This is a genomic window from Arenimonas caeni (genome assembly GCF_003024235.1).
Classification (GTDB): domain Bacteria; phylum Pseudomonadota; class Gammaproteobacteria; order Xanthomonadales; family Xanthomonadaceae; genus Arenimonas; species Arenimonas caeni.
The window spans coordinates 87,264-105,817 of record NZ_KZ679089.1 but is presented as its reverse complement, the minus strand read 5'-3'; the positions used below and the strand labels follow the sequence as shown (position 1 = coordinate 105,817).

The following is an 18,554-nucleotide window of genomic DNA, read 5'->3' as shown; positions in this document are numbered from 1 at the left end:
ACGACCCGGGCCCCACCCCGGGGAAGCGCAAGGAGCCCGCCATGAAACGCCCGATGCCCACCCTCCTGCTCGCCCTCGCCAGCCTGTTCGCCGCCGCCCCGCAGGCGTCCGCCGCCGCCGAGCCCGCGGCCGACGAGGCCATCTTCGTCGAAGGCGCCCGCTACGACGCCGTGCTGCACCGGCAGGACCAGCGCTGGCGCCTGTTGCCTGCCGACGGCGCCGACCTGCGCCTGCGCGTGTCCGGAAACTGCCGTGCCGGCGAACTGCCGCCGCGCGGACTCTGGCTGCTGACCCTGGACGCCGGCGGCCAGCCCCTGCTGCTTGCGCCGTCGGCCACGCCACTGCCCGAGGGCCACCCCGGCCATGTGCGCCTGGTCGGCTGCAATCAGCCCCTGCCCGCCGGCCAGCCGGCATTCGCCGTGCCCGCGGCGCTGGCCGACTGGCTGGCCGAACACTCGGGAGCGATCTATGTCGCCGACTGAGCGTCCCTTCACCCTCGGGCTGCTGGCCCTGGACGGTGCCCTGGCCTCCAGCCTGACCGGCCCGATGGACATGCTGCGCATCGCCTCGAAGCTGGTGCAGCTGCGGCAGCCCGCCGCGCCGCCGCGTTTCACCACCGTGCTGGTGGGTGCGCGCGGCGAGGCCACCATGACCGACGCCGGCGGCCTGCAGCTGGGGCCCGTGCGCTCCCCCGACCAGGCCCTGGACCTGCTGCTGGTACCCGGCTACATGCATTCGAGCGCACGCGACGCGGCGGACCGCCTGGCCGGCTACGGCCCGGAACAGGAGCTGCTGCGGGCGCTGTCGCTGCGCGGCGTGCCGCTGGCCGCCAATTGCTGCGGCTCGCTGCTGCTGGCCGAGGCCGGCCTGCTCGACGGCCGTCGCGCCACCACCAGCTGGTGGCTCGATGGCGTCTTCCGGACGCGCTACCCGCGCGTGTCGCTGGACGTGCAGCAGATGGTGGTCGAGGACGACGGCATCACCACCACGGGCGCGAGCACGGCGGTGATGACCTGGCTGCTGCAGCTGCTGGCCCGGATTGCCGATCCGGCCCTGGCCCAGCACGCCGCGCGCATGATGCTGATTGACCCGGATCGCCAGAGCCAGGCGCCTTACATCAGCCACGCCCTGGCCGAACGGCCCAGGCACTCGCTGCTCGAGAAGGCCGATGGTTTCCTGCAGCGCGAGCTGCACCGCGAACTGAGCATCGCCGAACTGGCCGCCCATTGCGGCACCAGCGAACGCAGCCTGCTGCGGCACTTCCGCCAGCACCACGGCGCCACCCCGCTGGCCCACCTGCAGCACCTGCGGGTGGAACGCGCCAAGGCCCTGCTCGAAACCACGCTGCTGAGCTTCGACGAGATCGTCGAACGCTGTGGCTATTCCGACGCCTCGAGCTTCCGCAAGCTGTTCAAGCGCGCCACCTCACTCACGCCCGCCGACTATCGCGAGCGCTTCCGGCTGCGCGCGCACTGAGCGCCAGTCGGGTCCCGGCCCGAGCCTGCAGCCGCCGCTACCGCGCCGAGCTCAAGGCCCGGATGGAGTAGCGGCGTCGCGCGGCCGGTGCAGGGTGCCGAACAACCAGTCGCCCAGCGGGTAGGTGATGTTGAAGTTGCGGCTGGCCATCAGGCGCGGGTCGCGGTGGGCCTGGTGCAGCCAGCACAGGCGCCGCACCAGGCCAAGGCGGCCCAGCCAGTGGCCGTCGGGCATGTGGTAGGCCGTGTGCAGCAGTTCGTAGTTGAGGTAGTAGGCGATGGCGCTGGCGACGAAAAGCCAGGCCACGTTGGCCGAGACGAAGGCCTCGAGCAGGAACCACACCGGCACGGCGAAGCCGCCGAAGAAGAAGATCACCAGGATCGGCGGGAACAGCAGCGCGCGCAGGTCGCGGCGCGATTCGATCGGCATCGCCGAACGTGAACAGCACATGCGCCGTCCCGGTGTACCCGGCCGGAATCTCCGTCGCCCGGTACTGCTCACGAAACCTCCCGACCCCTGCCGGCAATCCGTCCACCCCGCCTCCTCCCCCAAAATGGCGTCCGGGCACATTAACGCTTTGCCCGGGTGATTGGAGCGTTAATGTGCCCGGACCCTACTTTCTGGCGGACGGCGTGGAATGAGGCGGAAGATCGTGCATGTGGACATGGACGCGTTCTATGCGTCCGTGGAGCAGCGCGACGACCCGGCGCTGCGCGGGCGGCCGGTGGTGGTGGCCTGGCGGGGAGCGCGCTCGGTGGTTTGCGCGGCCAGCTACGAGGCGCGCAAGTTCGGCGTGCGCTCGGCCATGCCGGCGCTACGGGCCGAGAAGCTGTGCCCGCAGGCGGTGTTCGTGCCGCCCGACTTCGCGCGCTACAAGGCCGTCTCGCGCCAGGTCCGGGCCATCTTCGCCCGACACACCAACCTGATCGAACCCCTCTCGCTCGACGAGGCCTACCTCGACGTCACCGTCAACAAGCTCGGCCTGCCCAGCGCCACCGCCGTGGCCGAGGCGATCCGCGCCGCCATCCGCGAGGAAACCGGGCTGACCGCCTCGGCCGGCGTCGCGCCCAACAAGTTCCTGGCCAAGATCGCCAGCGACTGGAACAAACCCGACGGCCTGTTCGTGCTCAAGCCAGCGCGGGTGGCGGACTTCCTGGCGCCGCTGCCGGTCGGGCGCCTGCCCGGCGTCGGGCGGGTGATGGAAGCGAAGCTCGCCGGACTGGGCATCCGCAGCGTCGGCCAGCTGCGCGAGCACGGTGCCGAGGCGCTCGAGCGCCGGTTCGGGCGCTGGGGCCGGCGCCTGCACGAGCTGTCGCTGGGCATCGACGAGCATCCGGTGCAGTCCGAGCGCCCCACCACCCAGGTCTCGGCCGAGGACACGTTCGAATCCGACCTGCCGCTCGATCAGACCACCGAGGCCATCACCCGCCTGGCGCAGAAGGCCTGGGCCGCCGCGCGCCGCGAAACCGACCGCAGCCCGCGCACGGTCGTGCTCAAGCTCAAGACCTCGGACTTCCGCATCCTCACCCGCAGCCTGACGCCGCCGGTGCCGCCGGCCTCGCTCGAGGAGTTCACCGCCATCGCGCTCGAGCTGCGCCAGCGAGTCGAACTGCCGGCCCGCACCCGTTACCGCCTGGTCGGCGTCGGCCTGGCCAACTTCCGCCCCGTGGACGAACTGCCGCCGCAGCCCGGGCTGTTCGACGCCCCGGCGGCCCGCGACGGCACCGCCTGACGTTTTCGACAAGACCCACCGACGAGGAAGCGCAGATGACGCCATTCCGCCTGTGCCTGCTTTTGCTCCCGCTGTTGCTCGCCGCCCTGCCGGGCGAGTCGCGCGCCAGCTTCGGCGACTGCGCCGACCCGGCCTACCGCGACCAGTTCGACGCGCGCCTGCGCGACGTGGACTACGACTGCGTCGAGCGCTCGCGCGTGGAAGTGGCCACGCCGTTCGGTCGGCACCACATCCGCGTCGTCCACGACCGGTCTGCCGACTGGATCGTCGAAGAGTCGCTGCTGGAGGAAATCGACCGTGGCGTGCGCCTGACGGCGGAGGCGCTGCAGCACATCGGCCGCTTCGAGATCGTCGACACCACCGTGCTCGTTGCCGACGACCTGCCCCCGGACGAGACACTCGACGAGATCGGCGGCATCGCCGGCATGGCCAACTTCGCCGGCAACCACGGCGAATGCCAGGTGATCTTCTACGCCATGGGCCCGGGCGCCGACCTGTCCCACGCCGCGGCCGTGGTCGCGCACGAACTCTTCCACTGCGTGCAGCGCTCGACCTTCGACCCGCGCATCCTCGACGCCCTGGTGACCGCCCGCGGCCCCGCCTGGTGGCTCGAGGGCTCGGCCGACTGGTTCGCGTCGATGGCCGTGCCGGACCCGGCCTACTTCCAGCGGCGCGCCGATGCCTTCGACGACGACTCGCCGGACATGCCGCTGACCCGCATGACCTACCAGAACCTGGTCTTCTTCCTCTGGCTGGCCGACCAGCGCGGCAGCGAGGGCGTGATGCCCTTCCTGGCTTCGCTCTCGCAGGAGGCGGGCGAAGCGGCGCAGCAAGTGGCGCTGGCCGCTGCGCTGCCGGAAGCCGACTGGCAGGCCTTCGCCCGCGATTACCTCGACGGGCGCATCCACCGGCCGGCCGGCGCGTTCCGGGTGTCGCCCCGCGATGGCCCGGAGTGGGCCTGGGACGGCAGCACCACCCAGCGCGTGGCGCTGCGGCCCTTCGTGCTCGAACGCGCACGGGTCCGGATCGGCTGCGGCGACTGGGACCTCGGCGCCAGCCCGGCCCGCTGGCATGGTGCGCGGCCCGACGACGGCGCCGACTGGGGGCCGTTCCCGGCCGACCTCGACACCCAGGCCGGCGACCCGGACACCTGGCGGTTCGCGGCACTGCTGGCCGCGAACTCGCGCACGGAACTGCGCCTGGCCGCGACCCGGCGCAGCGGCTGCGGCGACTGCGCCGGCAGCGTGCGCACCGATGCCTGCCTGGTCGGCCACTGGCAGCTGAGCTCGGGTGGCGCGGCGCAGTGGCTGCGCGACAACCTGCCGCCGAACGTGCGCATGACCCAGGTCGAGCAGGCCGGCGAAACCCTGCTGCTCGGGGCCGACGGCCGCTACCAGGCCGGACGCATGACCGCGCGCGGCCGCTTCGAGGCCGACGGCTCCGACGGCATCACCCGCGGCATCGGACAGCTCACGGCCGTGGCCTCCGGCCGCTGGTCCGCCGAGGGCGGCCAGCTCAACCTATGCCCCGACACCGAAACCATGTCGGGCCGGGCCACCGTGACGCCGCCGGGCGGCCCGTCCATTGGCATGCCGCTGGGAGCCGCCGGGACGGCCGGACCGATGCGCATGCGCTACACCTGCCGCGAAGGCGGCTTCGAAACCGAAACGCCGATCCGCAACATGCCGCCGATGCGCAGCGGCTACACGCCGATCCCGCCCGCGGGCGGCTGAGCCGGCCGGCGGCCACGCAGGCCGTCGTCAAACGAAGAGGGGCCGGCATGGCCGGCCCCTCGGGGACACTTCGAAACGACGCTCAGTAGTAGAGGTCGTAGAGCACGTCCAGCACCAGGCCGGTGGCGATGGCGACCAGGATCACGTCCTTGTCCACGCGCACCCAGCGATGGCCGTAGGGCGGCGGCGGCAGGTGGTAGTGGCGATAGTCGACGTAGTAGTGCGGGCGGCCGTAGTACGCCGACGGCAGGCGGTGGCCGACGTGCCAGCGGTAGGCACGATGGCCCGGCGGGTACACGTAGCGCGCCGGGGCGCGGTAGCGGTACTCGGGGCGCCAGTGGTTGCCACGCCAGCGGCGGTCGTCGTGGCGCGCGTAGCGGCGGTTGTCGCGGTGGTCGGGGCGCCAGTCGCGGCGGTCGTTGCGGTTGTCCTGGCGCCAGTCACGACGGTCATCGCGGCGGTCGCCACGCCAGTCGCGACGGTCGTCGCGGCGGTCATGGCGCACCTCGCGGCGGTCATCGCGGCGGTCGTCCCACCGGTCGTGGCGGCCGTCGCGGCGTTCGCCCCGGTTGTCGCGACGCTCGCCGCGCCATTCGCGGCCATCGTCGCTGCTGGCGGCAACCGCCGCGGCCACGCCACGCAGGCGCGGGTCGTCGGCCTGCGCCGGCAGCGCGGCGGCGCCGGCGACCAGGGCGGCCAGGGAAAACACCATAAACTTTTTCATCGTCAGTCCCTCGGGAGGCGGGCGCGGACTGAAGTTGCCGGCCACGGGGGGAATGGTTGTCGCCGGGGCACTGAATTGCCCTTGAATCCTTCGTTTCGCCGGCGTGAAGGGCTGCCGCGTGTTCAGCAGGCTGAACACCGCTTCAGGCTCGGATAGAATCGCGGCGATCTCCAATCGGGTGCCATGCCATGCCTTCCTTCGACGTCGTCTCCGAAGTCGACAAGCACGAACTGACCAACGCGGTCGACACCGCCAACCGCGAGCTGGGCAACCGCTTCGACTTCAAGGGCCAGGACGCCAGCTTCGAGCTCGACGGCTTCGTGGTCACCCAGAAGGCCCCCAGCGACTTCCAGCTCAAGCAGATGCTCGACATCCTGCGCGGCCGGCTGGTGGCCCGCGGCATCGACATCCGCTGCCTGGACGTGGGCGAGCCGGAGGTGAACCTGGCCCAGGCGCGCCAGAAGATCACCATCAAGCAGGGCATCGAGCAGAAGCTGGCCAAGAAGATCGTCGCCACGCTCAAGGAAGCCAAGCTCAAGGTCGAGGCGCAGATCAACGGCGACAAGCTGCGCGTCAGCGGCAAGAAGCGCGACGACCTGCAGGACGCCATCGCACTGCTGAAGAAGACCGACCTCGAGATCCCGCTGCAGTTCGACAACTTCCGCGACTGAGCCGCCGCCGCGCCCTTGTAGGAGCGCCTTCAGGCGCGAAGCCCTTCTTTGCCGAAGGCAAAGGCAAAAGATTCGCGCCTGAAGGCGCTCCTACAGGGAGGCGTCGGCGTCGAACAGCGTGGCGCGATCGGCCTCGTCCAGCGCCCGCCACTGCCCCGGCGCCAGGTCGCCGAGCGCGAACCCGCCGACCTGCGTGCGGTGCAGCGCCTCGACGTGGTTGCCCACCGCCGCGAACATGCGCCGCACCTGGTGGTAGCGGCCTTCATGCAGCACCAGGCGCGCCCGGCGCGGGCCCAGGGCCTCGAAACCGGCCGGCGCCAGCGGCGTGGTTTCCGACTCGAGCATCAGCGTGCCGCTGCCGAACACCGCGGCCTCGTCGCCGCGCAGGTCCTGGGCCAGCGTGGCCTCGTAGACCTTGGGCAGCTTCGACTTGGGCGAAATGATCCGGTGCAGCAGCGCACCGTCGTCGGTCATCAGCAGCAGGCCCGAGGTGTCGCGGTCGAGCCGGCCGACGGTGGAGAGCACCGGGTTGCGCAGGCGGAAGCGCGGCGGCAGCAGGTCGTAGACCACGCGCCCCGGGTCCTTGGTCGAGCAGGTGTAGCCCAGCGGCTTGTGCAGGGCCAGCAGCAGGCCCGGCGCCGGATCCAGCGGCTCGTCGTCGACGCGCACGAGCGCGGGTTCCACCACGTCGTCGGCGTACAGCACCTCGCCGTCGGCATCGGTGACGCGGCCCTCGCGGAACATCAGCGCCACCTGCTTGCGGCTGCCATAGCCGAGGTTGGCGAGCAGCTTCACCAGTTTCATGCGCCCACCCTCGTTGCTTCGACCACCTTGAAGCCGTCGGCGTCGGCCAGCTTGCGCACCTGGCCGAAGCCGCGCGCCAGCGCCTGCTCGTAGGGCAGGTGGCGGTTGGCCACCAGCAGCAGGCGTCCGCCCGGGCGCAGCGCGGCGGCCGCGGCGGCGATGAAGGCCTGGCCCAGCTCGGGCTGGTCGGCGCGGCCCTGGTGGAAAGGCGGGTTGGTGACGATGAAGTCGTAGCGGCCGGCCAGCCCGGTGGTGGCGTCGTGCCAGTGGAACCCCAGCGGCACGCTTGCGCCGGCCAGGTTGCGGCGCGCCAGTTCCAGCGCGCGCGCCTCGGCCTCGTACAGGTCCAGGCCGGTGACGCCCGGGCAGCGCGCAAGCACCTCGGCGGCCAGGTAGCCCCAGCCGGCGCCGAGGTCGGCGCCGTGGCCGGCCAGGTCGGCCGGCAGGTGGGCGGCCAGAAGCGCCGAGGCCGCGTCGATGCGGTCCCAGGCGAACAGGCCGGGGCGGCTCACGAAGCGCCCGTCCAGGATCGGCCGCGGCGCGTCCAGCGCCAGCCACCCGGCCAGCAGCGCCGCATCGACGGCACCGCCCAGCGGCGCGGTCCAGACCGCGCGGCAATGGTTCTTCGACAGCACCTGCACCGGCCCGGCCAGCCGGGCCAGGTCGTCCTGCATCGTGCGCGCACCTTCCTTGTTGCCGACGCAGGCCAGCACCACGCCGCCGGGCGCGCACTGCGAGACGGCGCGGGCCAGCAGCGCGCGCGCCTCCAGGCGCTGGCGCGGCGCCAGCAGCATCACCAGCGGGAAGCGCCCCTCGCTGGCGTCCGAGACGTTGAAACCATCCTGGGCCAGCGCGTCGGCGAAGGGTTTGAAGCTCTGCTCGCACACCGGCCGGTGCACGCGCGCGGCGTTGAGGGCGACGCCGGCGCGGGCGCGCAGGAACAACGTGGCGCCCGGTGCCGGCCAGGCCAGCGCGCCGGAATCCGGCACCAGCAGCAGGGTGTCGAGGGCGGGGTCGGAGTGGCCGTGCGGCAAGGTCGTGCTCGGTGTGCGGCGGGCCGACGAGTCTAACGCCTGCGCTCAGGAGGCGATCGCCAGGCGGTCGCGCCCCGCCCCCTTGGCCTCGTAGAGCGCGCGGTCGACGGCGCGGTAAAGGCCCTCGCCGTCACCATGCCGCACGGGGTCGAAACCGGCGACGCCCACGCTCACCGTCACCCGCACCACCACGCCGCCGCAGTCGATGGCCCCCGCCGCCAGGCTGCGGCGAAGGGCCTCGGCGGATGCGGCCGCGCTGGCGGCATCGCCCTCGAGCAGCACGCCGAACTCCTCGCCGCCCAGCCGCGCCAGCAGGCTGCAGTCGGGCGGGAAAACCGCCTGCAGCCGCTGCGCCAGGCCGACCAGGCAGGCGTCGCCGGCGAGGTGGCCGTGGTCGTCGTTGACGCGCTTGAAGTGGTCGACGTCGATCATCACCAGGGTGAAGCCCGGGCCGCCCCGGCCGGCGCGCGCGGCCAGTTCATCGAGCCGGGCGGTGAACTGGCGGCGGTTGGCCAGGCCGGTCAGCGGATCGGTGCGGCTCAGGCCTTCGTAGAGATCGCGCTGCTCGCGCAGCGCCACGTCCAGGTCCAGCCGGCGTCGGTATTCGGCGTGGGTGCGCACCAGTGCGCCCACCAGATAGACGGCGTAAAAGGTCATCGCCACGGCCAGCGCCTGCTGGCCAGGGTCGAGCCAGACCAGCACCAGCGGCGGCAGGAACAGCACGCCGGCGCCCACCGCGGCGAAATGCCGCACGGTGGTGTAGACGTTCACGAACACGGTGGCGTAGCCGATGGTGGCCACCAGCGAGGCCATCCGCACCGGCTGGCTGAAGCGCGCGTCGAGCAGCAGCCAGGCCTGCAGGCCGGCCCAGGCCAGCGGCGCCAACGGCAGCACCCAGGCGTAGTTGCGCAGCCAGCGGCGGTTGGCGGCTTCGTCCTCGCGCGGCGGCGGCCGCATCGCCAGGCGCATCACGCCCAGGGCCAGGAACACCACCGCCATCGCCACCGCCGGCACCGGCGCGATCCGGTGCGCATCGGCCAGCCAGCCCACCACCACCCAGCCGAACAGGTACAGGAAACCCGCCAGCTTCGAGCGCTCGTAGGTATCGGCCACGATCTGCGACAGCCGCCAGGCGCGCAGCGCCGGGTGCCCGCGGGCGGTGCCGTCGGGGCTCATGGCGGGTGGGGTCCGGGATCCATTGCCCGACAAGGTCAGGCAGCGGACGACGCCAGTCAAGCGGGGGCGGCCTGCCCGCGAAAAGCCATCTTCACGGTCGAACATGGCCCTGACCGGCCGGGACGATCCCCGCCTGGCCCACACCGGAGATCCTCAATGTCCCTGACCCTCGCCCTGGGCCTGGTCCTGGCCACCACCGGCGCCGACACCGCGGCCATCGAATGCCGCGCCTGCCCGGGCTGGAACGAGCCGCAGGCGCCCTTCCGCCTGCACGGCGACAGCTGGTACGTCGGCACGCGCGGCCTGTCGGCGGTGCTCGTGGCGACGTCCGACGGCCTGGTGCTGATCGACGGCGGCCTGCCGCAGTCGGCGCCCCTGATCGCCGCCAACGTGGAGGCGCTGGGCTTCGACATGGCCCAGGTGCGCTACCTGCTCAACTCGCATGCCCACTTCGACCACGCCGGCGGCCTGGCGGCGCTGCAGCGCATGAGCGGCGCGCCGGTGCTGGCCACCGCCGCCGGCGCCGAGGCGCTGCGGCGCGGCTCGACCACCCACGACGACCCGCAGGCCGGCTTCGGCGACGAGGTCAATGGCTATCCGCCCGTGCGCGAGGTGCAGGTGGTCGCCGACGGTCACACGCTCATGCTCGGCGGCACCACGTTCACGATGCTCGCCAGCCCCGGCCACACGCCGGGCGGCAGCACCTGGAGCTGGCGCAGCTGCGCCGGCGACGACTGCCGCGACCTCGTCTACGCCGACAGCCTGACCGCGGTCTCGGCCCCCGGCTTCCGCTTCACCGACGAACCCGCGCGCATCGAAACCTTCCGCGCCACCATCGCCCGCGTCGCCGCCCTGCCCTGCGACCTGCTGGTGTCGGCGCACCCCGGTTTTTCGGGCCTGTTCGGGAAGCTCGCCGAACGCGAGGCCGATCCCTCGCGCAACGCCCTGCTCGACGCGAACGCCTGCGTGGCCTACGCGGAGGGCGGCGAGGCCTGGCTCTCGCGCAGGGTGGCCGAGGAGGCCGGCTCGGGCGACTGAGCCACCGGCACGTGCCACTCCAGCGCCCGGTGGTCGAAGCCCTGGGCCAGGCGCGGCTTGACGATCTCGAAGAAAGGCGAGACGTCGAAGTCACGCGGCGCGTACAGGCTGTGGTGGCGGATGTGCAGGATCTCGCTGCGCGCGCGCCGGCCCTGCTCGGTGCTCGGGTCGACGCGCTCGATCTCGGGCAGGATCGGGTAGCGGATCGATTCGAAGGCCTGCGCCAGCAGGCTCGAGCAGATCGCCTTGGTCGGCTCGCCGCTGCCCAGCGCCAGCATCTGCCGCTTGAGCGAGCCCGGCACCGGCGGCGTGCGCACCAGGTAGCGGGCCAGGTCGAGGATGTTCTTGAGGTCGTAGCTGATCCGGCCCTTGCGCTCGAGCATGAACTGCACCAGCGCGTCGCGCTCGGCCTCCGACAGGCCCACCGGCCGGCAGATGCGTGCATGCAGGCCCGCGAAGGCCGACAGCGGAACCGTCCGCACGCCCTCGACCACGTCCACGTCCACGAAAGTGCGCGCTTCTTCGCCCGGCGCCGGCGGCCCCAGCGCATCGCCGATGCACAGGGCCGCGTGCGACCAGGTCGACTGGGTCAGGTACTTGATGGCGGTGGCGAAGCGGCTGCTGCCCTCGACCAGCAGCACGTCGCCCTTGCGCAGGGTGGCCGCCAGCATCTGCGGCGGACTGGTGGGCAGGTGGCTGCTGCGTTCGCGCGGCTTGGCCAGGAAATGGGCCAGGCGGCGGCCGATGGCTTGCAGGGGCGACATGCCGCCAGCCTAACGCAGGCCGGCGGCATCGTGCTCAGGCGGCCGGGCGCTGCGCCGCCAGCAGTTCGCGCAGCTGCGCCAGCTTGGCCTTCACGCGCGTGGCGTGGTCGGGCCCCATGCGCCAGAGCGCCTTGTGGCCGATCGAGGCCTGCTCCAGCCGCGGGTCGGCGAACTCCCAGCGCGGCCGGCCCTCGGCCGGCACCAGCGCGATCGGCCCCTGCACCGCGGGCGCGGCCAGCAGGTGGTCGATCACCTCGACGAGGCGGTCGTTGAAGCGGCGCCCGGGCGGGCCGATCTCGCGCCAGGCCTGCTCGAACAGCGGGTACAGGCGCACGTAGGCCGACACCAGCGCGCGCGGGTCGATGCGTTCGAACACGGCCACCGCGGCGTCGTAGCGCGCGAAGTTGGCGGCGTCGAGGTAGCGCGTGCCCGCGGCCTCGGACACCACCAGCTCGCCGGCGATCGGCCGGGCGGCGTAGACCTGCCGGGTGATGTCGCGCCGCGGCAGTGCGTCGATGGTGGTCACCAGGCGCTGCACCAGATGGGTGGGCAGCAGCCACTGCGCCAGGTCGCCGCCTTCGAGCAGGGCCGACAGCGCCGCCCAGGCGACCGGATCACTGTCCTCCAGCGCCGGCAGCGGCTCGCTGGCCTCCTCCGGAACCACAGGCACGGCCTCGATCGGGTACTGCTCCGGCGGCGGCGCCGGTTCGGCGGCCGGAGGGGCGGCCGGCTGGGCCACGGGCGCCGGCGCCGGCGCCTCGCGCGGGTAGTACTTCCAGGCGAGCACGCCGGCCACGCCCAGGAAAACGACGGCCAGCACCGGGCCGGGATTGATTCGCTTGGCCATTACATCCTCCTTGAAGGCACCTTCATGGAGACTGCACCGCCGGCGCTGAAGTTCCGCGAAACGCGGTGCCGCAGACCCGCCGCGCTCCTACAGAGAGGCGGGGGCGCAGGCGTCGGCGGCGGCCAGTTCGGCGGCCAGTTCGGCGGAGACGCCGGGGATCTTCGCCCAGTCGATCGCGTCGATCTGCTCCGGCGGCAGGAAGCGCACGGCGTATTCGAGGTAGACGCGCTCGCGCAGGAACACGTCGAACAGGTCCGGGTCGACATGATGGTCGAGCTTCATCCGGCCGAGGATGGCGAGCGATTCGCTGAGCGTCTTGCCCGACTTGTAGGGCCGGTCGGCGGCGGTGAGGGCCTCGAAGATGTCGGCGATGCCCATCACCCGCGCCTGCACGCTCATCTGCTCGCGGGTCAGGCCGCGCGGGTAGCCCTTGCCGTCCATGCGCTCGTGGTGGCCGCCGGCGTACTCGGGCACGTTGCGCAGGTGCGCCGGCCAGGGCAGCGCCTCGAGCATGCGGATGGTCATGGTGATGTGGTGATTGATGATGCCGCGCTCGGCCTCGTTGAGCGTGCCGCGGCGGATGCACAGGTTTTCCAGCTCGTCGGCCGAGAGGAAGGGCTGCTCGCGGCCGTCGGGGCCACGCCAGGTGTAGCGGGCGATGCGGCGCAGCGCGTCGATGCGGCCATCGTCCATGAACTCGCCGCCGGTGTTGGCCTGGCGCACCGCGGCGCGGTCGTCGTCGAGCTGCTCCAGGCGCGCGGCGTAGGCGGCGGCGTCGAGCTCGCCGCGCAGGTGGGCGATCTCGGCGTCGCGCCTGAGCACCTCGAAGCGCGTGTCCACCAGCTCAATGCGGTCGAACAGCGTCTGCAGCTTGGTGGCCTTGTCCACCACGTGCACCGGCGTGGTGATCTTGCCGCAGTCGTGTAGCAGGCCGGCGATCTTGAGCTCGTAGCGGTCGGCCTCGTCCATGCTGAAGTCGGCCAGCGGGCCCACCGTGGTGCGCGCCACGGCGTCGGCCAGCAGGGTGGTCAGGGCCGGCACGCGCTCGCAGTGGCCGCCGGTGTAGGGCGACTTCTCGTCGATGGCGGTGTTGATCAGGTTGATCAGGGCTTCGAACAGGTTCTCGAGCTGGTCGACCAGCCGGCGGTTGTTGAGCGCGATCGCCGCCTGCGAGGCCAGCGACTCCACCAGCTGCTGGATGGCCGGGCCGAAGGGGCGGATGCCGCCGTCGGGGCCGATGGCGTTGAGCAGCTGCAGCACGCCGATCACCCGCCCGTCGTGGTCCTTCATCGGCACGGTCAGGAAGGACTTCGAGCGGTAGCCGGTGCGCGCGTCGAAGGCCCGCGTGCCGCTGAAGTCGAAGCCCTCGGCGTCGTAGGCGTCGGCGATGTTGACGGTGCGGCCGGTGAGCGCGGCATGCACCACCACCATCGAGTCGTTCGGGCTGCCGTCCTCGCGGTGCATGGGGATCGGCGGGAAGCTGATCGGCTCGCCGTGCCGCCCGCCCATGAAATAGCCCAGCGAGCCGCTGCGCAGCACCTCGAAGCGCAGCACGTCGCCCTCGACCAGGTAGAGCGTGCCGCCGTCGGCATCGGCGAAGTTGCGCGCGGCCTCGAGGATGCGCTCGAGCAGGGTGGCCAGGTCGCGCTCGTGCGACAAGGCCACGCCGATGGCGTTGAGGGTCTCGAGGCGGCTGAGGATCTCGGTGTCGGTGCTCATGGCGGGCGCGCGGCGTTGGCTTGCCCGGAACACTGCTACCAATCGGCCGGCCGCGCAATTGCCGAATGGCCCGGCTGCTGGCCGCCCCCTGCCCGTTCCGATACTCTCGCAGGGCAGCAAATGGAGCCCCGGGGAAGATGGACAAGCGCGGCAGCCTGGCCTGCGTCGGCCTGGGCATGACATTGGGTGCACACCTCGCGCCACGCGCGCGCGGCCACATCGAAGCGGCCGACGTGGTGTTCGTGGCCGTGTCCGACCCGCTGGTCGAACTGTGGGTGCAGCAGATGCACCCGGACGTGCGCAGCCTGCAGCCGCTCTACCGGGAGGGCAAGGCCCGCACCGATACCTACCGCGAGATGGTCGAGGCGATGCTGGCCGAGGTCCGGGCCGGCAAGCGCGTCTGCGGCGCGTTCTACGGCCACCCGGGCGTGTTCGCCCAGGCCCCGCATCGCGCCGTCGCCCTCGCCCGCGAGGAAGGCTTCCAGGCCGTGATGGAACCCGGCATCTCGGCCGAGGACTGCCTTTACGCCGACCTGGGCATCGACCCGGGCGAATCGGGCTGCCAGCATTTCGAGGCCAGCCAGCTGATGTTCTACCGGCGCCGCATCGACACCAGCGCCTGGCTGGTGGTCTGGCAACCCGGCGTCGCCGGCGACCGCGGCTTCCGGCGCTTCGCCACCGGCCCCGCGCATCGCCAGCTGCTGGTTGACCTGCTGGCCGGCGACTACCCGTTGGACCATGAGTGCCTTCTGTACGAGGCGGCCACCTTGCCGATCCATCGCCCGCGCATCGAACGCCTGCCGCTGCACGGGCTGCCGGGGGCCCGGCTCGATGCCCAGACCACGCTGGTCTTGCCGCCCTGCCGCAAGCCCGAGCGCAACGACGCGCTGCTGGCTCGGCTGGCGGAGCTCGACGAAGCCGAAAGGCTGGCTGCTGCCGCCACCCACTGATCCAACCACCACCAAGGGGAGCAAGTGATGTCGAACGTAATCCAATTCCTCGAGCGCCTGGGCGCAGACCCGACGCTCGCATCCCTGGAAGGCGAGGCCTTCGAAGCCGCCGTGGACGGGCTGGCGCTCGACGATGCCGCGCGCGAGGCCCTGCTGGCGCGTGATGCCGACGCCCTGGGCGGGCTGCTGGGCGGCCGCCCGAAGATGATCTGCATGCTGTTCCCGGCCGACGACGACAACAAGCGCAAGGACGACGAGCAAGAAGACCGCGACAGCCCGGCGGACGACGAGCCGTCCGAGTCGGTGCGCCGCACCGGCCTGCACTGAGGCGACCGGCCGGACCGGCATGCGCGCCTGGTACGCCACCGCCATGGCCGTGGCGATGCTCCTCGGGGCATCGCCACGCGCCGGTGCGTCGCCGGCCTTCGAGGCCATGCTGCGCCAGGCCGAGGCCGTGCGCAGCGCCGACCCGCAGCAGTTCAACGAACTGCTGGGCCAGCTCAACGCCAGCCTGGATTCGGCCTCGACGCGCCAGCGCGACGAACTGGCCTACCTCAAGGCCTACCAACTGTCCTACAGCGGGCGCTTCGACCTTGGCGTCGAGGCGGCACGCGAACTGTTCGAAAGCTCGGAGCACGTGGAGGTGCGCTTCCGCGCCGCGGCGCTGATGGTCAACTCGATGGCGGTCACCCGCGAGTTCAGCGAGGGCGTGCGCTACATGAACGAGATGCTCGCCATCATCGACGAGATCGGGAATCCCGAGATCAGGCACCACGGCTGGGCCGCGGCCAGCACCATCTCCAACCTGGTCGGGCAGTTCGAGGAGGGCCAGCGTTTCGCCGAGCTCATGCTCGCCGACCAGCCGACGGGCCGCACGGCCTGCTTCGGTGGCGCCTTGTTGCTCGAGTCGCTCTGGGGGCAGCGCAAGCTGGCCGACCGGATGGCCTTCATCGACGAGCAGATCAGCCGATGCATCGCCGCCGGCGAGCCGGTGATGACCAACTACGGGCGCATGTACAAGGCACGCGTGACCTTCCAGCACGGCGAGCGGAACGAAGGCATCGCCCTGCTCATGCGGCACCTGCCCGAGATCGAGGCCACGCGCTACCCCTCGCTGATCGGCTTTGTGTATTCGAATCTGGCCGAGATGAGCTTCGCGACCGGTGACTACGTGCAGGCCGAAACCTTCGCCCGGCGTACGCTCGACCATGCGGCGGGCATCCGCGGTTCGGCCCAGCTGGTGGCCGCGCACCGGGTGCTCTACGAGGTGGCGCTGCAGCGCGGCGACAACGCCGCCGCCCTGGCCCACCACATCAACTACGCCGCGGCCGACAAGGCTCACCTCGACGAGGTGTCCGCGCGGGCCCTGGCCTACCAGCAGGTGATGGCCGAGACGCGCGAGAAGGAACAGGCGATCGACCTGCTCAACCGCGAGAACCAGCTGCTGCAGCTGCGCGAACAGGCGGCGACGCTGTCGTCGCGCATCAACCACCTGCTGCTCGCGCTGCTGGTGGTGCTGCTCGGCGCCATCGGCACCTGGGCCTGGCGGGCGCAGCGTTCGCAGCGCCTGTTCCGGCGCCTGGCGGAAACCGACGCGCTCACCGGCATCCCCAACCGCATGAGTTTCAGCCACCGCGCCGAGGAATTGCTGGCCCTGGGCAAGCGCAACGGCGAGGACGCCGGCCTGGTGATGTTCGACCTCGACGAGTTCAAGTCCATCAACGACCGCTTCGGGCACGCCGTCGGCGACTGGGTGCTCAAGGAGGTCGCGCGCGCCTGCGGCGAGGTCTGCCGCAAGCACGACGTGCTCGGCCGCCTGGGCGGCGAGGAGTTCGCCATCCTGCTCGTCGGCTGCGAGCTGGCCTCGTCGGTGGCGCTGGCGCAGGCCTGCCGCAAGCGCATCGCCGCCATCGACACCGCGCCGACCGGGCATTCGTTCACCGTCACCGCCAGTTTCGGCGTGGTCGGCACGCGCCAGTGCGGCCATGACTTCCTGACCCTGCTCAGCCGCGCCGACGACGCGCTCTACCAGGCCAAGCATGCCGGGCGCGACCGCGTGCGCACCCACGGCACCAGCGATCCGGGCCTGGCCGGCGCCACGACGAGCTAGCGCCGGCCCTTCGGCCACCGAAACTGTTTTACACGCTTCCCGCCGAGCACCGATGGCCGATGCGCGAGCATCCGCGCGTTGGATTGGGAACCGGTGCATTCAGCCTGGGTTTGGCCGGACATCACGCTTTCGCGTGGAAGTGTGACTGCCCGCAAATCCAAACCGTGGCGCATCGCCGGTTTTGTCGGGAAGTGTGCGTGTGTTCCCACAGTTGGCAAGTGTGAGCCGCTGCGCACCCGTCACGTGCACCGCTTCCTAGACTGCTCTCCAAGGATCGCCCGCCCCCCCGCACGGCGCGACCGAAAAGCAAGCGGAGCAGCACCATGAACGTGGAACGCAAGCACCGGATCGCCAAGCTCCCCCGCCTCGCCGCGCTGTGTGCCCTGCTGCTTGCCTTCGCCCAGCCGGCGCTGGCCCAGGGCGAAGTTTCGCTGGCGCCGCAGGGTGGCAAGGTTTCGGCGTCGGCTACGGTGACGTTCCGCATCGTCGTGCCGGAAGCCGTGCGCATGGACGCCCGCGACCTGGTCGCCGAGGTGGCTCCCGCCGACCGGCGCTCCCCGCCCCAGCAGCGGCGCGTGGACGAGTTCGACGGCATCCAGCGGGTGACGCTCGCCCGGCCCTGAGCCGCGCGATAATCGGGCGGCCCGCACGGAGCCGCCCATGCCACAGCCACTGCCCGAATCCGACCGCCTGCGCCTGCGCGAACTGCGCGCCGACGACGCCGGCTTCCTGCTCGAACTGCTCAACGACCCCGACTTCATCGCCAACATCGGCGACCGCGGCGTACGCACGCCGGAGCAGGCCCGGGCCTACCTCGAGGCCGGCCCGCTGGCCGGTTACCGCGAGCACGGTTACAGCATGTGGGCCGTGGAGGCCAAGCCCGGCGGCGAAGTGGCCGGCGTCTGTGGCGTGATCCGCCGCGACACCCTGCCCGAACCCGACATCGGCTACGCCTTCCTGCCGGCGTGGCGTGGCCGCGGCCTGGCCGGCGAAGCAGCGCGGCTGGTGCTGGCCCATGCCTTCGGGGCGCTGCAGCCGCCCCGGCTGCTGGCGATCGTCAACGAGACCAACCTCGCCTCGCGCAGGCTGCTCGAGTCACTGGGCATGCGCAGCCTGGGGCTGCGCCAGGTCGGCAAGGACGAGCTGGTGGTGTACTCGATCGAACGGCCCGGCTGAGCCGCCGGAAAAGAAACGGGGCGGGTGCCGAAGCACCCACCCCGTCGTGTCGCGGACGATCCGCGGCGCCAGGCCGCGGGCCGGGCCTCAGGCCGCGGCGTCCTTGAGCTTCTTGAGCGGACGCACCTTCACCTTGACGGTGGCCGGCTTGGCGGCGAACCACTGCTCTTCCTTGGTGAACGGGTTGATGCCCTTGCGCTTCGGCTTGGCCGGAACGTTGACGACGGTGATCTTCAGCAGGCCCGGCAGGGTGAAGCTGCCAGCGCCCTTCTTCGAGACCGAGCCGTGCACCGCGCCCTCGAGCGCGCCCAGGACAGCGCGCACGTCCTTCGCGGCGACGCCGGTACCCTCGGCAATGTGCGAGACCAGGCCCGACTTGCTCAGGGCTTCCTTGATCGGCTTCGGCGCGGCCGGCTTGGCAGCGGCCTTCGGGGCAGCCTTCTTCTTCGCAGCTTTCTTGGTAGCCATTATTTTGTTCCCGTGGTTCTGATTGGGTTTTGGGGTGCCTTGGGTTTCCCCCCCGGCACGACGAATGTAGGGCATGGCGGAGCCGCCGCCAAGGGGAAAATGGGCTAAAACCCGGGTTTTTTCGCATCCCCG

Annotated in this window: 20 protein-coding genes; 11 read left to right on the top strand and 9 right to left on the bottom strand. The window is 71.6% G+C overall.

Annotated elements, in window-relative coordinates; all coding sequences use genetic code 11:
• Positions 1-41: 41 nt before the first annotated feature.
• Positions 42-482: a hypothetical protein gene (locus tag C6N40_RS14055; RefSeq protein ID WP_162782142.1), complete on the top strand. Its 441-nt coding sequence runs from the start codon at positions 42-44 to the stop codon at positions 480-482.
• A complete protein-coding gene (locus C6N40_RS07865) occupies positions 469-1,476 on the top strand; it encodes a GlxA family transcriptional regulator (RefSeq protein WP_162782141.1) in 1,008 nt (335 codons plus the stop codon). The genes C6N40_RS14055 and C6N40_RS07865 overlap by 14 nt, the downstream gene beginning before the upstream one ends.
• A 51-nt stretch (positions 1,477-1,527) precedes the next feature.
• Here C6N40_RS07865 and C6N40_RS07860 read toward each other — a convergent pair whose 3' ends face one another.
• Entirely contained in the window at positions 1,528-1,905 is a 378-nt protein-coding gene (locus C6N40_RS07860) for a sterol desaturase family protein (protein WP_106990468.1), read from the bottom strand.
• A gap of 208 nt (positions 1,906-2,113) precedes the next feature.
• On the opposite strand from C6N40_RS07860, the gene dinB reads away from it, so the two are divergent.
• Both dinB and C6N40_RS07850 read left to right on the top strand, forming a co-directional pair.
• Complete coding sequence (gene dinB / locus C6N40_RS07855; protein ID WP_106990467.1) at positions 2,114-3,208, top strand: DNA polymerase IV; 1,095 nt, start codon at positions 2,114-2,116, stop codon at positions 3,206-3,208.
• 35 nt (positions 3,209-3,243) lie between these two features.
• Positions 3,244-4,941 (top strand): DUF2268 domain-containing putative Zn-dependent protease, encoded by a 1,698-nt coding sequence (locus tag C6N40_RS07850; protein WP_106990466.1) that lies wholly within the window; start codon positions 3,244-3,246, stop codon positions 4,939-4,941.
• Positions 4,942-5,023: 82 nt separating this feature from the next.
• Here C6N40_RS07850 and C6N40_RS07845 read toward each other — a convergent pair whose 3' ends face one another.
• Entirely contained in the window at positions 5,024-5,665 is a 642-nt protein-coding gene (locus C6N40_RS07845; RefSeq protein ID WP_162782140.1) for an RcnB family protein, read from the bottom strand.
• A 188-nt stretch (positions 5,666-5,853) separates the two neighbouring features.
• Here C6N40_RS07845 and C6N40_RS07840 point away from each other — a divergent pair, with 188 nt between their 5' ends.
• Positions 5,854-6,336, top strand: a complete 483-nt coding sequence (locus C6N40_RS07840) for a YajQ family cyclic di-GMP-binding protein (protein WP_106990464.1) — start codon at positions 5,854-5,856, stop codon at positions 6,334-6,336.
• A 90-nt stretch (positions 6,337-6,426) separates the two neighbouring features.
• Here the strand turns inward: C6N40_RS07840 and C6N40_RS07835 are convergent, their stop codons facing one another.
• The 3 genes from C6N40_RS07835 to C6N40_RS07825 are packed head-to-tail and all read right to left on the bottom strand — an operon-like array spanning position 6,427 to position 9,350.
• Positions 6,427-7,140: a pseudouridine synthase gene (locus tag C6N40_RS07835; RefSeq protein WP_106990463.1), complete on the bottom strand. Its 714-nt coding sequence runs from the start codon at positions 7,138-7,140 to the stop codon at positions 6,427-6,429.
• Positions 7,137-8,174: a class I SAM-dependent methyltransferase gene (locus C6N40_RS07830; protein ID WP_162782139.1), complete on the bottom strand. Its 1,038-nt coding sequence runs from the start codon at positions 8,172-8,174 to the stop codon at positions 7,137-7,139. The genes C6N40_RS07835 and C6N40_RS07830 overlap by 4 nt, the downstream gene beginning before the upstream one ends.
• 45 nt (positions 8,175-8,219) lie before the next feature.
• The gene (locus tag C6N40_RS07825) at positions 8,220-9,350 is read right to left on the bottom strand and encodes a GGDEF domain-containing protein (RefSeq protein WP_106990462.1); all 1,131 of its coding nucleotides are present in this window, start codon (positions 9,348-9,350) and stop codon (positions 8,220-8,222) included.
• Between the two features lie 156 nt (positions 9,351-9,506).
• On the opposite strand from C6N40_RS07825, the gene bla reads away from it, so the two are divergent.
• The gene (bla, locus tag C6N40_RS07820; protein ID WP_106990461.1) at positions 9,507-10,388 is read left to right on the top strand and encodes a subclass B3 metallo-beta-lactamase; all 882 of its coding nucleotides are present in this window, start codon (positions 9,507-9,509) and stop codon (positions 10,386-10,388) included.
• Here the strand turns inward: bla and C6N40_RS07815 are convergent.
• The 3 genes from C6N40_RS07815 to C6N40_RS07805 all read right to left on the bottom strand — a co-directional run bounded on the left by C6N40_RS07815 (position 10,322) and on the right by C6N40_RS07805 (position 13,718).
• The gene (locus tag C6N40_RS07815; protein WP_106990460.1) at positions 10,322-11,152 is read right to left on the bottom strand and encodes a C40 family peptidase; all 831 of its coding nucleotides are present in this window, start codon (positions 11,150-11,152) and stop codon (positions 10,322-10,324) included. The genes bla and C6N40_RS07815 overlap by 67 nt on opposite strands.
• 34 nt (positions 11,153-11,186) lie before the next feature.
• Positions 11,187-11,999 carry a DUF3014 domain-containing protein gene (locus C6N40_RS07810; RefSeq protein ID WP_106990459.1) on the bottom strand — a complete coding sequence of 271 codons (813 nt, stop codon included), beginning with the start codon at positions 11,997-11,999 and terminating at the stop codon, positions 11,187-11,189.
• Positions 12,000-12,086: 87 nt separating this feature from the next.
• On the bottom strand, positions 12,087-13,718 hold the full coding sequence (locus C6N40_RS07805; RefSeq protein ID WP_106990458.1) for an HD family phosphohydrolase: 1,632 nt from the start codon (positions 13,716-13,718) through the stop codon (positions 12,087-12,089).
• A gap of 137 nt (positions 13,719-13,855) precedes the next feature.
• Here C6N40_RS07805 and C6N40_RS07800 point away from each other — a divergent pair, with 137 nt between their 5' ends.
• The 5 genes from C6N40_RS07800 (at position 13,856) to C6N40_RS07780 (ending at position 17,954) form a co-directional block, all read left to right on the top strand.
• Entirely contained in the window at positions 13,856-14,668 is an 813-nt protein-coding gene (locus C6N40_RS07800) for an SAM-dependent methyltransferase (protein WP_106990457.1), read from the top strand.
• 27 nt (positions 14,669-14,695) lie between these two features.
• Entirely contained in the window at positions 14,696-14,995 is a 300-nt protein-coding gene (locus C6N40_RS07795) for a hypothetical protein (RefSeq protein WP_106990456.1), read from the top strand.
• A 19-nt stretch (positions 14,996-15,014) separates the two neighbouring features.
• On the top strand, positions 15,015-16,778 hold the full coding sequence (locus C6N40_RS07790) for a GGDEF domain-containing protein (protein ID WP_106990455.1): 1,764 nt from the start codon (positions 15,015-15,017) through the stop codon (positions 16,776-16,778).
• A gap of 323 nt (positions 16,779-17,101) precedes the next feature.
• Entirely contained in the window at positions 17,102-17,401 is a 300-nt protein-coding gene (locus tag C6N40_RS07785) for a hypothetical protein (RefSeq protein WP_106990454.1), read from the top strand.
• Between the two features lie 37 nt (positions 17,402-17,438).
• Positions 17,439-17,954: a GNAT family N-acetyltransferase gene (locus C6N40_RS07780; protein ID WP_106990453.1), complete on the top strand. Its 516-nt coding sequence runs from the start codon at positions 17,439-17,441 to the stop codon at positions 17,952-17,954.
• Positions 17,955-18,041: 87 nt separating this feature from the next.
• On the opposite strand, the gene C6N40_RS07775 is transcribed toward C6N40_RS07780, so the two are convergent.
• On the bottom strand, positions 18,042-18,422 hold the full coding sequence (locus tag C6N40_RS07775; RefSeq protein ID WP_106990452.1) for an HU family DNA-binding protein: 381 nt from the start codon (positions 18,420-18,422) through the stop codon (positions 18,042-18,044).
• Positions 18,423-18,554: the final 132 nt, after the last annotated feature.

Bases quoted from the DNA above. Each gene is read 5' to 3' on its own strand.
- C6N40_RS07840 (WP_106990464.1), top strand. From the start codon at position 5,854: ATGCCTTCCTTCGACGTCGTCTCCGAAGTCGACAAGCACGAACTGACC.
- C6N40_RS07850 (WP_106990466.1), top strand. From the start codon at position 3,244: ATGACGCCATTCCGCCTGTGCCTGCTTTTGCTCCCGCTGTTGCTCGCC.
- C6N40_RS07790 (WP_106990455.1), top strand. From the start codon at position 15,015: ATGCGCGCCTGGTACGCCACCGCCATGGCCGTGGCGATGCTCCTCGGG.
- C6N40_RS07815 (WP_106990460.1), bottom strand. From the start codon at position 11,152: ATGTCGCCCCTGCAAGCCATCGGCCGCCGCCTGGCCCATTTCCTGGCC.
- C6N40_RS07775 (WP_106990452.1), bottom strand. From the start codon at position 18,422: ATGGCTACCAAGAAAGCTGCGAAGAAGAAGGCTGCCCCGAAGGCCGCT.
- C6N40_RS07835 (WP_106990463.1), bottom strand. From the start codon at position 7,140: ATGAAACTGGTGAAGCTGCTCGCCAACCTCGGCTATGGCAGCCGCAAG.
- C6N40_RS07800 (WP_106990457.1), top strand. From the start codon at position 13,856: ATGGACAAGCGCGGCAGCCTGGCCTGCGTCGGCCTGGGCATGACATTG.
- C6N40_RS07825 (WP_106990462.1), bottom strand. From the start codon at position 9,350: ATGAGCCCCGACGGCACCGCCCGCGGGCACCCGGCGCTGCGCGCCTGG.
- C6N40_RS07805 (WP_106990458.1), bottom strand. From the start codon at position 13,718: ATGAGCACCGACACCGAGATCCTCAGCCGCCTCGAGACCCTCAACGCC.
- C6N40_RS07795 (WP_106990456.1), top strand. From the start codon at position 14,696: ATGTCGAACGTAATCCAATTCCTCGAGCGCCTGGGCGCAGACCCGACG.
- C6N40_RS07785 (WP_106990454.1), top strand. From the start codon at position 17,102: ATGAACGTGGAACGCAAGCACCGGATCGCCAAGCTCCCCCGCCTCGCC.
- C6N40_RS07865 (WP_162782141.1), top strand. From the start codon at position 469: ATGTCGCCGACTGAGCGTCCCTTCACCCTCGGGCTGCTGGCCCTGGAC.
- dinB (WP_106990467.1), top strand. From the start codon at position 2,114: ATGAGGCGGAAGATCGTGCATGTGGACATGGACGCGTTCTATGCGTCC.
- C6N40_RS07860 (WP_106990468.1), bottom strand. From the start codon at position 1,905: ATGCCGATCGAATCGCGCCGCGACCTGCGCGCGCTGCTGTTCCCGCCG.
- C6N40_RS07780 (WP_106990453.1), top strand. From the start codon at position 17,439: ATGCCACAGCCACTGCCCGAATCCGACCGCCTGCGCCTGCGCGAACTG.
- C6N40_RS07845 (WP_162782140.1), bottom strand. From the start codon at position 5,665: ATGAAAAAGTTTATGGTGTTTTCCCTGGCCGCCCTGGTCGCCGGCGCC.
- bla (WP_106990461.1), top strand. From the start codon at position 9,507: ATGTCCCTGACCCTCGCCCTGGGCCTGGTCCTGGCCACCACCGGCGCC.
- C6N40_RS07810 (WP_106990459.1), bottom strand. From the start codon at position 11,999: ATGGCCAAGCGAATCAATCCCGGCCCGGTGCTGGCCGTCGTTTTCCTG.
- C6N40_RS14055 (WP_162782142.1), top strand. From the start codon at position 42: ATGAAACGCCCGATGCCCACCCTCCTGCTCGCCCTCGCCAGCCTGTTC.